Genomic DNA, 13,525 nt, shown 5'->3' with positions numbered 1-13,525 from the left:
CCGGAAGCGCCGGCCGCGCGCCCCGCTGCCGGCATCACCGCCCGAGGTAACGCTCCACGAGACGCGTCCAGTACGCCGCGCCGATCGGCAGGTTGCGATCGTTGAAGTCGTATTTCGGGTTGTGCACCATGCAGCCGTCCTCGCCTTCGCCGTTGCCGAGCCGCACGAACGATCCCGGCCGCTGCTGCAGCATGAATGCGAAATCCTCGCTGCCCATCAGCAGGTCGGTCTGCTCGACCACGTGCGCGTCGCCGACGAGCTCGCGCGCCACCTGCGCGGCGAAATCCGTTTCGTCATCCGAATTGACGACGACCGGATAGCCTTCGATGTACTCGACGTTCGCGGTTGCGCCATAGCTCGCGGCCTGCGTTTCGGCCAGCTCGGTGATGCGGCGCTTGAGCAGCGCGCGCACGTCGGGGCTGAACGAGCGCACGCTGAGTTCGAGACGCGCGCCGTTCGGGATCACGTTGTTCGCGGTGCCCGCGTGCATCGAGCCGACCGTGACGACCGCCGGCTGCGCGGGGTCGACGTTGCGCGCGACGATCGTCTGCAGCGCCATGACGATGCTCGCCGTGACGACCACCGGGTCGACCGTCAGGTGCGGCCGCGCCGCGTGGCCGCCGACGCCTTCGATCGTGATGATCGCCTTGTCGCCGGCCGACATGAACGGGCCGCGCCGCGTGAGGAACACGCCGGGCGCCGCGCCCGGATGGTTGTGCATGCCGAACACCGCGTCGCACGGGAAGCGTTCGAACAGGCCGTCGTCGATCATCTTCTTCGCGCCGCTGTCGACGCCATGCTCTTCCGCCGGCTGGAAATACAGGTGCACGGTGCCGGAGAAGTTGCGGGTCTTCGCGAGGTGCTGCGCGGCGCCGAGCAGCATCGTCGTGTGGCCGTCGTGACCGCAGGCGTGCATCTTGCCGTGTGTGCCGCTCGCATAGGGCAGCCCCGTCGCCTCGATGATCGGCAACGCGTCCATGTCGGCGCGGATGCCGATGCTGCGCGTGCCGTCGCCCACGCGCAGCGTGCCGACCACGCCCGTCTTGCCGACCCCGCGCGTCACCTGCCAGCCCCACTGTTCGAGTTTCTCCGCGACGAGCGCGGCCGTGTCGTGCTCTTCGTACGCGAGTTCGGGATGGTGGTGGATGTGGTGGCGGATCTCGCGCAACCCGCCGGCGGCGGGCATCAGATCCTCGACTTCGGTGAATCGGGTATCGGTGGTCATCAAGGGGCTCCTGCTGTTTGTCTGCACACGCCACGCGTGCGTGCGGGAAAGCGAGCCACTATAGCGAGCCGATATCGGTTCAATAAGATGCGGAATTTTTCACCGCGATAAGATTTTTTAATCAGGGTTAGTACGGGCACGGCCCGCCGGATCGACCTCATCGAACGTGATCGCCACGCGACCCGTTGATTTTTGAGACGAACGGTCTATTATTCGCACATGGACGTTCGAACTGATCCGCCTCGCCGTCGCGGCAGGCCACCGAAGCAGCACGAGGACCTCGTCGCCACGCGGGACATGCTGCTGCGTTCCGGGCTGGAAGTGCTCACCGAGAAGGGCTTCTCGGCCACCGGGCTCGACGAGATCCTCGGGCGCGCCGGCGTGCCGAAGGGCTCCTTCTATCACTACTTCGACAGCAAGGAAGCGTTCGGCCTCGAACTGATCGACCGCTATGCCGACTTCTTCGCGCGCAAGCTGGACCGTCATTTCAGCGCCCCGGCGCGCTCGCCGCTGCAGCGCGTGCGCGCATTCGTCGACGATGCCAGGGACGGCATGGCCCGCTACGCGTACAGCCGCGGCTGCCTGATCGGCAACCTCGGGCAGGAAATGGGCGCGCTGCCCGAAAGTTTCCGCGCCCGCCTGCGCACCACGTTCGAAGACTGGCAACGCCGCCTCGCCGACTGCCTGGCCGCCGCGCAGCAAGCCGGCGAACTGGCCGATTCGGCCGATCCCGCCGAGCTGGCCGCATTCTTCTGGATCGGCTGGGAAGGCGCCGTGCTGCGCGCGAAGCTGGAGCGCAGCGACACGCCGTTGACCCTGTTCGCGCAGTTTTTCTTCAATGGACTGCCGCGTCGCTGAATTTTTTTGCCATTAACTAGACGATCGGTCTAGAAATTAGAAAGGAGGACGGGATGTTCCAGGGCATCGTGATCGACAAGGACGAAACCGGCCAGCACGCGCGGCTGCAAACACTGGACGACGCGCAGTTGCCCGCCGGCAACGTGACGGTACGCGTGGGCTATTCGACGCTGAACTACAAGGACGGGCTGGCGATCACCGGCAAGAGCCCGGTGGTCCGCAAGTTCCCGATGGTGCCCGGCATCGACCTGGTCGGCGAAGTCGAAGCGAGCACGCACCCGGACTATCGCCCCGGCGACCAGGTCGTGCTCAACGGCTGGGGTGTCGGCGAAACGCATTGGGGCGGCCTCGCGCAGAAAGCCCGCGTCGACAGCGACTGGCTGGTGCCGCTGCCGCCCGCCTTTTCGCCGCAACAGGCGATGGCCATCGGCACGGCGGGCTACACCGCGATGCTGTGCGTGATGGCACTGGAGCGACACGGTGTGCGCCCGGGCGACGGCGAGATCGTGGTGACCGGCGCGGCAGGCGGCGTGGGCAGCGTCGCCACGGCCATCCTCGCAAAGTTGGGATACCGCGTCGTCGCGATGACCGGCCGCCCCGCCGATGCCGACTACCTGCGGCAGCTCGGCGCCGTGGAGATCCTGGAGCGATCGCAATTCAGCGCGCCCGGCAAGCCGCTGGGCAAGGAGCGCTGGGCCGGCGCGGTCGATGTGGCGGGCAGCCACGTGCTCGCCAACGTGTGCGCGACCACGCGGTACCGCGGCGTCGTGACGGCCTGCGGCCTCGCCGCCGGCATGGATTTCCCCGCGACCGTCATGCCGTTCATCCTGCGTGGCGTCACGCTCGTCGGGATCGACAGCGTCATGTGCCCGCGCGCCGACCGCCTGGACGCGTGGCGCCGGCTCGCAGCCGACCTCGACGTCGAGAAGCTGGGCGCGATCAGCCACCAGGTCGGCCTGGGCGACGCCATCCCGCTTGCGGGGGAATTGATAAACGGCAAGGTTCGTGGGCGTATCGTGGTCGACGTCAACGCGTGACGCCGCCGACGACCACCCGCGCTTCTCAATTCGGACGGCGGCTCGCGCATCGAGCGCGCCCGTGCCACGTTATCCAGGAGACCTCATGACCGCCGCAAACACCGCCCCCATCAGCCGCTTTCCCGTGCCCGCGCTCGAAGACTTGCCCGAGGACATTCGCGAACGCATCACGACCGTCCAGGAAAAGTCGGGCTTCATCCCGAACGTGTTCCTGACGCTTGCGCACCGCCCGGACGAGTTTCGCGCGTTCATGGCCTATCACGACGCGCTGATGGACAAGCCGGGCAACCTGAGCAAGGCCGAACGGGAAATGATCGTCGTGGCCACCAGCAGCGTGAACCAGTGCCAGTACTGCGTGATCGCGCACGGTGCGATCCTGCGCATTCGCGCGAAGGATCCGCTGATCGCCGACCAGGTCGCCACCAACTACCGCAAGGCCGACCTCACCGTCCGGCAGAAGGCGATGCTCGACTTCGCGATGAAGGTGTCGCAGGCCGCGCATCTGGTGGGCGAAGCGGACTTCGATGCACTCAAGTCGCAGGGTTTCGTCGAAGAAGACGTGTGGGACATCATGGCGATCTCGGCATTCTTCGGCATGTCCAACCGCATCGCGAACGTGACGAACATGCGGCCGAATGCGGAGTTCTATGCGATGGGGCGCTGAGCGTACACCGAGCAGTCGTGTGGTCACGCGGGCAGGAAACGGCCGCCTCGTCGCGCCCGCCTATCGGCTGCGATATACAACGCCCACGCCCGGCTCCGGCGCCGCATCGGCCGCGTCGTCGAAACGCTCCCGCGCTTGCGCGATCGGCTGCTTGTTCTTCTCCGCCCACATGACGAGTGCCATCACGGGCTCCAGCAGCGTTGCGCCGAGCGGCGTGAGCGCGTAGTCGACGAACTGCGCGCCGCCGACATCGTCGTGATCGGCTCCGCGATGACCAACTTCGGCCCGTCCACGCAGCTGCGCGCGTGGTTCGACCGCGTGATCTGGCCGCAGGTCACGTTTCGCTATGGCGAAAGCGGCGTCGCCGGCACGCTGGAAGGCAAGCAGGTCTATCTGGTGACCGCCAGCGGAGGCATCTTTTCGGAAGGCCCGTATGCGCCCTTCGACTACCAGTCCGGTTATCTGAAGCATCTGCTCGGCTTCATCGGGATGACCGACATCCGCGAAGTGCGCGTGGAAGGCACCGTGTTGGGTGCCGATGCGGTGCAGGCGGCGATCGCGAAAGCCGGGCAGGAATTGCAGGCGCTGGTGGAACAGGCCGGTTGATGTAACGGCAGGCAGCGCCCATCGATCGCATGGGCGCTGCCGGCCGATGACTGCGTACAGATGCACGCGCCGGCATCGGTCAGCCGCTCACGCCGCCCGGGCAGCCCTGCGGATGTCAGCGCTCACTCCAGCCCCTTCAGCGCCTCCAGTCCGTCCGGCAGCTTCGCATCCGGAAACTGCGTCGACAGCGTCGTGTCGCGCCACCGTGCTGCCTCTTCCGCGCGCTGCTTCTCCGCCTGCTCGCACACGAACAGCGCATCGCCACCGAGCAGCAAACGCATCGGCACATCCCCGCGGCGCGACAGCTCGACGATCAGCGCCGCGATCCGCGCCGGATCGCCGACTTCGTGGCCGCCGTACGCACCGAGCAGCTCGAGAATCTTCCCGACCGACGGCTGATAGTCGGGCAGCAGGCCGTCGATACCGCGCTTCGCCTGAGCGGCCCAGTCGGTGCGCATCCCGCCCGGTTCGAGTGTGCAGACGCGCACGCCGAACGGCGCGACTTCCTTCGACAGCACGTCGCTGAATCCGCCGACCGCCCACTTCGCCGCCTGATACGCCGACAGGCCGGCCGTCGACGTACGCCCGCCGACCGACGACACCTGGAAGATGTGCCCCGCGCGCTGCGCGCGCATCGTCGGCAGCACCGCACGCGTCAGGTTGATCACGCCGAACAGGTTCGTTTCGATCTGGTCGCGGAAATCGTCGGCGCCCATCTGCTCGAACGGCGCCGTATGGCCGTAGCCCGCATTATTCACCAGCACGTCGATGCGGCCGAACGCGTCGCGCGCCGCCGCGACGGCCTGCGCGGCCGCCGCTTCTTCGGTGACATCGAGCGCGACCGGCAGCAGCCGGTCGCCATGACGCTCGGCCAGATCGGCCAGCCTCGCGGGATCACGCGCACCGGCCACCAGCCGGTCGCCCGCCGCCAGCACGGCTTCCGAAATCGCTCGCCCCAGGCCGCGTGCGGCCCCTGTTACCAGCCAGACTTTCGACATTTTTCCACTCCTTGATCGAGGTGAAACCACAAAATGAATGATTACTCACTCATTAATAACGGCGATGTATCGGTCGTTCGCGACCGCCATCACCCTGCCTGAAACCCGCTACCCGGCATCGTCGCGGCGCGTGAACGTGAATCCGCCCACGCCACCACGGCGGCAACCGTTGCCTTACACCGCGTGCAACACGGCCCACAACGCGCGAAACCCGGCCTCCCGGTACGCATCGGCCCGCGCCGGATCGCGCGCGACCGATTCCATCGCCGTTTCGGCGATCGACGTGAACAGCGCCGCGCAGAACGTGTGCGCTTCGTCGGGATTCAGCGCGCCCGACGCTGCGACCTGCTCGCGCAGCAGCGCATTGATCCCGCCGAAGCCTTCGGCGCCGGCCGCGCGATGCGCGTCGTCGATACGCCCGCTCACGCCGAGCTGCTGCAGCGCGCGCCGCCCGTCCGGATTCGCGACGCCCCACGACACATAGCCGTTCCACGCGTGCCGCAGCGCCTGCTCGACCGGCGCGCTCTCCGGGTAACCCGTCATCATCGCGTCGCGCATGTCCGCCTTCAGGCTCAGGTACAACGCGTTCAGCAACGCGTCCTTGGTCTCGAAGTACGTGAACACCGTGCCTTCCGCCACACCGGCGAGCCGCGCGATACGTGCGGTCGTCGCGGTTGCGCCGTCCTCGGCGAGTGCGCGTGCGGCCGCGGCGAGGATGGCTTCGTGCTTGTCGGGACTGCGCGGACGGGCCACGTTCGATTCCTTTAATGAGTGAGCGCTCAATCATAATGGGGCGATCATACGGAATGCAAGCGCTGTTACATCCGGGGGAACCCATACGCAATCCATCAAAACCGTGCACTATTAGCGTTTTCACGTACTGGTGCGTTCACGTATCGGCGCCCGGTGCCTCGATGTTCGTTTCACGTTCCCCGTTTCAAACCGCGAACCTCCCATGACGAATCAGCCTACCCAGACCGGAGCCGACCGGCCCGTCGACATGATCATCTTCGGCGGCGGCGGCGACCTGGCCGCCCGCAAGCTGTTGCCCGCGCTGTACATGGCGCACCTGCACTGCAACCTGCCGCCCGAGACGCGCATCATCGCGGTCGGCCGCCGCGACTGGGGTATCGACGGCTATCGCAAGTTCATGGACGAGCAGTCGCGCCCGTTCATCGACGAAAAGGCGTTCGATCCCGCCGCCTGGAGCCGTTTCCTCGACCTGTTCAAGTACGTGCTGATCGACGTGAACGCGCCGGACGACTACCTGCGGCTCGCGGAAGCGGCGCGCGGCGACGCGATCCGCGTGTTCTACCTGTCGACGTCGCCGGAGCTGTTCACCACCATCTGCGACAACCTGTCGGCCGCGCATCTCGTCGACAAGCACTCGCGCGTCGTCCTCGAAAAGCCGCTCGGCCACGATCTCGCGTCGGCGAAGGCGATCAACGATGCGGTCGGCAAGCACTTCGAAGAATCGCAGATCTATCGGATCGACCACTATCTCGGCAAGGAAACCGTGCAGAACCTGATGGTGCTGCGCTTCGGCAACCCGATCTTCGGGCCGCTGTGGCAGGCGCCGAGCATCCGCAGCGTGCAGATCACGGTGGCGGAGTCGGTGGGGGTCGGCAGCCGTGCGGGCTTCTACGACCATACCGGCGCGCTGCGCGACATGGTGCAGAACCACCTGCTGCAGTTGCTGTGCATCGTCGCGATGGAACCGCCCGTATCGCTCGACCCGGACGCGGTGCGCGACGAGAAGCTGAAGGTGCTGCGCTCGCTGCGGCCGATGGCGGTGGCGGACGTCGCGCGCGACACGGTGCGCGGCCAGTACACGGCCGGCGCGGTCGACGGCCAGCCGGTGAAGGGCTATCTCGAGGAAGACAACGTGCCGGCGGACAGCCGCGCGGAAACCTTCGTCGCGCTGCGCGCGCACATCAACAACTGGCGCTGGGCGAACGTGCCGTTCTTCCTGCGCACCGGCAAGCGGCTGCAGCGCCGCCAGTCGGAAATCGTGATCGAGTTCGCGGACATGCCGTTCTCGATCATCCCGACCGGCCCGCGCCACTACAGCAACCGCCTCGTGATCCAGCTCCAGCCGGAGGAGTCGATCCAGCTGCAGATGCTCGCGAAGGAACCGGGCAGCGGAATGAACATGGTGCCCGTGAGCCTGAACCTCGATCTCCAGCAAGCAATTCCGGAGCGGCGCGCGGAAGCGTACGAACGGCTGCTGATCGACGTGATCCGCGGCCGCCTCACGCACTTCATGCGTCGCGACGAGCTCGAAGCCGCATGGTCGTGGGTCGAGCCGATCCTCGACGGCTGGAAGCAACTCGGCGACCGGCCGCGCCTGTACACGGCCGGCACGTTCGGGCCCGCGGCTTCGTCGGCGCTGCTCGCGCGCGACGGGATGTCCTGGTCGGAAGAAGCGTAATCGCCGCACGACGGCGTGCCCGAGTGCGGCACGCCGGATCGCACGTCAAATCGCACGGGGCATGACCCGCCCCGTCGTCCCTGCCGCCTACTGCGGCTCCATCCAGGACGCAGCCTTGCGCCGCCCCGGCGCATCATTGCTGCTGCCGCCCAGCGCCTCGATCAGGTAATCGACAAACGACGCGATTCGCGACGAGATCGCGGTATTGCGGTAGTACACCGCGTGGATCGGCTGCTCGACCTCGAGCGTCTGGCGCGCGAGCACCTGCACGAGCCGGCCCGCCTCGCGATCCTGTGCGGTCATGAAATCCGACAGGCAGACGACGCCTGCGCCATCGAGCGCGAGCTGCCGCAGTGTCTCGCCGCTCGACGACCGGATGCCCGGCTCGATACGGCACGGCTCGCCGTCGGCACCGAGGATCGGCCACACGTTCAGCGATTCGGGCTGCGTGAAGCCGAGCAGCGTGTGCTTGTCGAGATCCTCCACCTTGCGCGGCTGGCCGTGCGCGGCGACATACGCGGGACTCGCGAAGATGCGTATCCGGCTGGTGCCGATGCGCCGGCTGTGCAACGTCGAATCCTTCAGCCGGCCGATCCGGAACGCGACGTCGGTGCGCCGCTCCAGCAGGTCGATGATGCCCTCGTTGCTGTTCAGCTCCAGCTCGACTTTCGGGAAGCGTTCGCGATAGCCGCGCACGAGCGGCACGATCACGTGCAGCATGAACGGCGTCGCCGCGTCCACGCGCAGCCGCCCCGACGGCATCTCGCGCCGCGCGAGCATCTGCTCCTCCGCCGTCTCGACCGATTCGATGATCGCGCGCGCGTCCTGCAGGAACGCGCGCCCTTCCTCGGTCAGTTCGAGCCGGCGCGTGGTCCGGCGCAGCAGCGTGGTCTTCAGCTTCTCCTCGAGCCGCCCGAGCGTGCGGCTCGTCGCCGACACCGTGAGGTCGAGCTGCTGCGCGGCCGCGGTGATCGAACCGGAATCGACCACGGCGGCAAAGGCCTGGAGTTCGTCGAGCGTAATCTTCATCGCCTCATTCTTGATCTCAAATCAAAACAATTTGGTTTATAGACCCGTTTTTCGGCAAAAGTAAAGACGGCACACTGCGCTCCATTCTCACCTGACCTGGAGCACCCGTCATGCCACTTGCCCTGCTTGCGCTGACGATCAGCGCGTTTGCCATCGGTACCACCGAATTCGTGATCGTCGGGCTGATTCCGACGATCGGCGCCGACCTCGGCGTCAGCCTGCCGTCCGCCGGCCTGCTCGTCAGCCTTTACGCACTGAGCGTCGCGATCGGCGCGCCGCTCCTCACCGCGCTTACCGGCCGCGTGCCGCGCAAGACGCTGCTCGCGGCGCTGATGGCGCTGTTCACCGTCGGCAACCTCGTCGCGTGGCAGGCGCCCGGCTACGAATCGCTGATCGTCGCACGTATCCTCACCGGCCTCGCGCACGGCGTGTTCTTCTCGGTCGGCTCGATCATCGCGACCACGCTCGTGCCGAAGGAGAAGGCCGCCAGCGCGATCGCGACGATGTTCAGCGGGATGACCGTCGCGTTCGTCGCCGGCATTCCGCTCGGCACCTTCATCGGCCAGCACTTCGGCTGGCGCGCGACCTTCCTGGTCGTCGCGCTGTTCGGCCTCGTCGCGTTCGTCGGCGCGGTGGCGTTCGTGCCGCGCGGCTTGCCGCAAACGGCGCCCGCGCCGCTCGCCCGCCAGTTCCGCGTGCTCGCGCAGCCGCGCCTGCTGCTGGTCTATGCGATGACGGCCGTCGGCTATGGCGGCTCGCTGATCGCGTTCACGTACATGGCGCCGCTGCTCGAGCAGATCGCCGGCTTCACGCCGTCGCAGGTCAGCCTCGTGCTCGTCGGCTACGGCGTGTCGGTCGCGTTCGGCAACGTATGGGGCGGCAAGCTCGCAGACGCCGCCGGCCCCGTGAAGGCGCTCAAGCGGATCTTCCTGGTGCTCGCGATCGTGCTGCTCGCGCTCACCTTCACGATCCACATCAAATGGCTCGCCGTGCTGACGATGCTCGCATGGGGCGCGGTGGCGTTCGGCAACGTGCCGGGCCTGCAGGTGTACGTCGTCAAGCAGGCGCGCCACTTTGCGCCCGATGCGACCGACGTCGCGTCCGGATTCAACATCGCCGCGTTCAACCTCGGCGTCGCCGGCGGCTCGGCACTTGGCGGCGTGATCGTCGCGCATGTCGGCCTCGGCCATACGCCGTGGATCGCGGCGGCCGTCACGCTTGGCGCCTTCGCACTCACCGCACTGAGCGGCCGGCTCGACCGTAGCGCAGGCCTGCCGGAACGCACGGCCGAACCGGTCCAGCTCGCGCACTGACCGCCACCTTCTTGCAGGAGTTTGCACACATGAACGCATCGACCCCACGCCCGCCGTTTGCCGGCAAGACGTTCGAAGTGCGCTACGACGGCCTCACCGCGCTCAACGCGTACGACGATGACGGCCGCCACATGCGCTACGAGATCACCGAAGGCCCGTACGCGGGTGCGAAGGGTGAAGTCGAATACACGTGGCAGCCCGTCGCCGGCGATACCTACGCGATCTCGTGGCAGGAAGCCGACCGCGCGACGGTCGTGCATATCGACGATTTCGCCGCCGGTACGTCGCTTTCCTTCTTCACCGCGTCGTCGCTCGACTTCTACCGGCTCGACGGCAGCCTGCGCGCGATCTGAACGGAACCCGACCATGTCCACTTCATTCACCGCACTCGACAGACTCGCCGACGGCGGCTTCAGCATCGGCCTCGAACTGCCGCTCGACAACGACTGGTCGCCGGCCGGCGACGCGAAGCGCCAGCACGACGGCCGCCGCCCCGGCGTACCCGACCTTGCGCTCCACGCGACGCTCGCGCAACGGGCCGATACGCTCGGCTTCCGCGCGCTCTGGGTGCGCGACGTGCCGCTGTACGACCCCGCGTTCGGCGACGCCGCGCAGGTGTTCGAAACCTTCTCGTATCTCGGCTACCTCGCCGGCATCACGAACGACATCCTGCTCGGCACGGCGGCCGTCGTGCTGCCGTTGCGCGAGCCGCTGCTGACACTGAAATCGGCTGCGACGATCCAGGAACTGAGCGGCGGCCGCCTGCTGCTCGGCGTCGCGAGCGGCGACCGGCCCGTCGAATATCCGCTGTTCGGCCGCGACTTCGCGACACGCGGCGCGAATTTCCGCGACCAGATCGCGCTGCTGCGCGACGGCGCACGCGGGCACCTGCCGCCCGGCCTGGACGTGCTGCCCGCCGCCCGTACGCCCGTGCCGCTGCTCGTCGCCGGTCTCGCGCAGCAGACGCCCGCCTGGATCGGCGAGCACATGGACGGCTGCCTCGCGTATCCCGGCACGCCGGACGACCACCGGCAGCGCGCCGCGAACTGGCGCGCGGTGGCCGGCGACAAGCCGTATGTGAGCTTCATCCACCTCGACCTCGCGGAAGACCCGCATGCGCCGCTGCAGCGGCACCGCTTCGGCGCTCGCGCAGGGCGTCTCGCACTCATCGAGGAGCTCGCGGCCATGCGCGACGCAGGCGTGCGGCACATCGGCCTGCATCTGCGCCGCAACCGCCGCTCGCTCGACGAAACGATGGCCGAGATCGCTGCAGACGTGCTGCCGGTGTTCCACGCGAATGAAAACGCACGGACGCGCGTCGCATAGAACCAGCGGAAAGCACTCCCGATACTTGATTTCAGATCAAATATTTTTGACCTGCAACGGCGTTTATCTCATCAATCCAAAACGCCAGAATGACTCCCATATCGAACCCGTTCCACTCTCCCAGGAGCACATGATGAGCAACATTCCCGCATTCGGCCTCGGTACTTTCCGCCTGCAAGGCCAGGCTGTCATCGACTCGGTCCGCAACGGCCTTGAAGTCGGCTACCGCGCGATCGACACCGCGCAGATCTACGGCAACGAAGCCGAAGTCGGCGAAGCGATCGCCGCGTCGGGCGTGGCCCGCGAAGACCTGTTCCTCACGACCAAGATCTGGGTCGACAACTACGCGCCGGACAAGCTGGTGCCGAGCCTCGAAGAAAGCCTGCGCAAGCTGCGCACCGACCACGTCGACCTGACGCTGATCCACTGGCCGGCCCCCGACAACGGCGTCGCGCTCGACACGTTCATGACCGCGCTCGCCGATGCAAAGGCGCAGGGCCTCACGCGCCGGATCGGCATCTCGAACTTCAACATCGCACTGACGAAGCAGGCGATCGCGGCCGTCGGCAAGGATGCGATCGCGACGAACCAGATCGAGCTCAGCCCGTACCTGCAGAACCGCAAGCTCGTCGAGTTCCTGAACGCCGAAGGCATCCACGTCACGTCGTACATGACGCTCGCGTACGGCAAGGTGCTCGGCGATCCGGTAATCGGCGCGATCGCGCAGCGTCACGACGCAACGCCCGCGCAGGTCGCGCTCGCGTGGGCGTTGCAGCTCGGCTACTCGGTGATCCCGTCGTCGACGAAGCGCGAGAACCTGGCGAGCAACCTGCTCGCGCAGACGCTGCGCCTGACCGACGAAGACATGGCGCAGATCGCCGCGCTCGAACGCAACGGCCGCGAAGTCGACCCGGCCGGCCTCGCGCCGAAGTGGGACTGAACGCGCCACGCGCGACTCATCGATTGATTCGCCGTGGCCCGCGGGCCGCGGCACCGACAGGACATCCCCATGACCCAGGACCCGCTTTTTCAACCGCTGCGATTCGGCGCGCTGACGCTGCCCAACCGCATCGTGATGCCGCCGATGACGCGCTCGCGCGCCAGCCAGCCCGGCGACGAAGCCAACGAACTGATGGCCGCGTATTACGCGCAGCGCGCGAGCGCGGGCCTGATCGTCAGCGAAGGCACCTATATCGCGCCGCTCGGCAAGGGCTACGCATGGACGCCCGGTATCCACACGCCGTCGCAGGTCGCCGGCTGGCGCAAGGTGACGGACGCCGTGCATGCCGCGCACGGCCGGATCTTCGCGCAGCTGTGGCACGTCGGCCGGCTGAGCCACACGAGCCTGCTCGACGGCCGACAACCGGTGTCGTCGTCGCCGCTGCAGGCGCAAGGCGTGAACGTGTTCGTTGCCGGTGAAGACGGCAGCACACCCGGCTTCGTGCAGGCGTCCGAGCCGCGCGCGCTGACGATCGACGAGATCCGCGAGATCGTCGATCAATACCGCGCCGCCGCGCGCCACGCGATCGAGGCCGGCTTCGACGGTGTCGAGCTGCACGGCGCGAACGGCTATCTCGTGAACCAGTTCATCGACTCGAATGCGAACACGCGCACCGACGCGTACGGCGGCTCGCTCGAAAACCGGCTGCGCTTCCTGCGCGAAGTCACGCAGGCGCTGATCGAAGGCACGGGCGACGCATCGCGCGTCGGCATCCGCCTCGCGCCGCTGACGACGCTGAACGGCTGCGTCGACGACGATCCGGAAACGACTTACCTCGCGGCCGCGACGCTGCTCGGCGAACTCGGTGTCGGCTACCTGCACATCGCGGAAGCCGACTGGGACGACGCGCCGCTGATGCCGGTCGAATTCAAGCAGCAACTGCGCGCCGCGTACCCGGGCGTGCTGATCTACGCCGGCGCGTACACCGCCGAGCGCGCGCGTGACGCGATCGCCGCCGGCTGGGCCGACCTGATCGCGTTCGGCCGCCCGTTCGTCGCGAACCCCGACCTGCCCGAGCGGCTGCGCGCCGGCGCAGCA

At 67.4% G+C, this 13,525-nt stretch carries 15 protein-coding genes; 10 read left to right on the top strand and 5 right to left on the bottom strand.

Annotated features, from left to right (window positions below; genetic code table 11):
- Positions 1–34: 34 nt before the first annotated feature.
- Positions 35–1,225, bottom strand: a complete 1,191-nt coding sequence (locus tag G3O00_RS18655; protein ID WP_174933280.1) for a M20 aminoacylase family protein — start codon at positions 1,223–1,225, stop codon at positions 35–37.
- A 219-nt stretch (positions 1,226–1,444) separates the two neighbouring features.
- On the opposite strand from G3O00_RS18655, the gene G3O00_RS18650 reads away from it, so the two are divergent.
- From G3O00_RS18650 to G3O00_RS18640, 3 genes are all read left to right on the top strand, one after another.
- Positions 1,445–2,083, top strand: coding sequence for a TetR/AcrR family transcriptional regulator (locus G3O00_RS18650; protein ID WP_206143909.1), 639 nt, complete (start codon positions 1,445–1,447; stop codon positions 2,081–2,083).
- A gap of 53 nt (positions 2,084–2,136) precedes the next feature.
- On the top strand, positions 2,137–3,120 hold the full coding sequence (locus G3O00_RS18645; RefSeq protein ID WP_206143908.1) for an MDR family oxidoreductase: 984 nt from the start codon (positions 2,137–2,139) through the stop codon (positions 3,118–3,120).
- A gap of 85 nt (positions 3,121–3,205) precedes the next feature.
- Positions 3,206–3,784: a peroxidase-related enzyme gene (locus G3O00_RS18640; protein ID WP_206143907.1), complete on the top strand. Its 579-nt coding sequence runs from the start codon at positions 3,206–3,208 to the stop codon at positions 3,782–3,784.
- A gap of 60 nt (positions 3,785–3,844) precedes the next feature.
- Here G3O00_RS18640 and G3O00_RS43940 read toward each other — a convergent pair whose 3' ends face one another.
- The gene (locus G3O00_RS43940) at positions 3,845–3,967 is read right to left on the bottom strand and encodes a hypothetical protein (RefSeq protein WP_277399285.1); all 123 of its coding nucleotides are present in this window, start codon (positions 3,965–3,967) and stop codon (positions 3,845–3,847) included.
- Between G3O00_RS43940 and G3O00_RS18635 the strand changes: the two genes are divergently transcribed.
- The gene (locus tag G3O00_RS18635) at positions 3,920–4,390 is read left to right on the top strand and encodes an NAD(P)H-dependent oxidoreductase (RefSeq protein ID WP_206143906.1); all 471 of its coding nucleotides are present in this window, start codon (positions 3,920–3,922) and stop codon (positions 4,388–4,390) included. The two genes, G3O00_RS43940 and G3O00_RS18635, sit on opposite strands and share 48 nt — an antisense overlap.
- Before the next feature lie 122 nt (positions 4,391–4,512).
- On the opposite strand, the gene G3O00_RS18630 is transcribed toward G3O00_RS18635, so the two are convergent.
- Together G3O00_RS18630 and G3O00_RS18625 are read right to left on the bottom strand one after the other, a co-directional pair.
- Complete coding sequence (locus G3O00_RS18630) at positions 4,513–5,388, bottom strand: SDR family NAD(P)-dependent oxidoreductase (RefSeq protein WP_206143905.1); 876 nt, start codon at positions 5,386–5,388, stop codon at positions 4,513–4,515.
- A 174-nt stretch (positions 5,389–5,562) separates the two neighbouring features.
- Complete coding sequence (locus tag G3O00_RS18625) at positions 5,563–6,141, bottom strand: TetR/AcrR family transcriptional regulator (protein ID WP_206143904.1); 579 nt, start codon at positions 6,139–6,141, stop codon at positions 5,563–5,565.
- A gap of 202 nt (positions 6,142–6,343) precedes the next feature.
- Between G3O00_RS18625 and zwf the strand changes: the two genes are divergently transcribed.
- Positions 6,344–7,819 carry a glucose-6-phosphate dehydrogenase gene (zwf, locus tag G3O00_RS18620; protein ID WP_011353856.1) on the top strand — a complete coding sequence of 492 codons (1,476 nt, stop codon included), beginning with the start codon at positions 6,344–6,346 and terminating at the stop codon, positions 7,817–7,819.
- An 87-nt stretch (positions 7,820–7,906) separates the two neighbouring features.
- Here the strand turns inward: zwf and G3O00_RS18615 are convergent, their stop codons facing one another.
- Entirely contained in the window at positions 7,907–8,848 is a 942-nt protein-coding gene (locus G3O00_RS18615; protein ID WP_206143903.1) for a LysR family transcriptional regulator, read from the bottom strand.
- Between the two features lie 110 nt (positions 8,849–8,958).
- Between G3O00_RS18615 and G3O00_RS18610 the strand changes: the two genes are divergently transcribed.
- From G3O00_RS18610 to G3O00_RS18590, 5 genes are all read left to right on the top strand, one after another.
- A complete protein-coding gene (locus G3O00_RS18610; RefSeq protein WP_206143902.1) occupies positions 8,959–10,161 on the top strand; it encodes an MFS transporter in 1,203 nt (400 codons plus the stop codon).
- A gap of 29 nt (positions 10,162–10,190) precedes the next feature.
- Positions 10,191–10,514 (top strand): adenylate cyclase, encoded by a 324-nt coding sequence (locus G3O00_RS18605; RefSeq protein ID WP_206143901.1) that lies wholly within the window; start codon positions 10,191–10,193, stop codon positions 10,512–10,514.
- Positions 10,515–10,527: 13 nt separating this feature from the next.
- On the top strand, positions 10,528–11,487 hold the full coding sequence (locus G3O00_RS18600) for an LLM class oxidoreductase (RefSeq protein WP_206143900.1): 960 nt from the start codon (positions 10,528–10,530) through the stop codon (positions 11,485–11,487).
- 133 nt (positions 11,488–11,620) lie between these two features.
- A complete protein-coding gene (gene dkgB / locus G3O00_RS18595; RefSeq protein ID WP_206143899.1) occupies positions 11,621–12,427 on the top strand; it encodes a 2,5-didehydrogluconate reductase DkgB in 807 nt (268 codons plus the stop codon).
- Between the two features lie 69 nt (positions 12,428–12,496).
- On the top strand, positions 12,497–13,525 hold a 1,029-nt coding region (locus tag G3O00_RS18590), incomplete at its 3' end, for an alkene reductase (protein WP_206143898.1).

The organism is Burkholderia sp. Ac-20384 (assembly GCF_017104605.1).
GTDB classification, from domain to species: domain Bacteria; phylum Pseudomonadota; class Gammaproteobacteria; order Burkholderiales; family Burkholderiaceae; genus Burkholderia; species Burkholderia lata.
The sequence above is the reverse complement of the archived record's forward strand: the minus strand, read 5'-3'. Positions and strand labels throughout refer to the sequence as shown.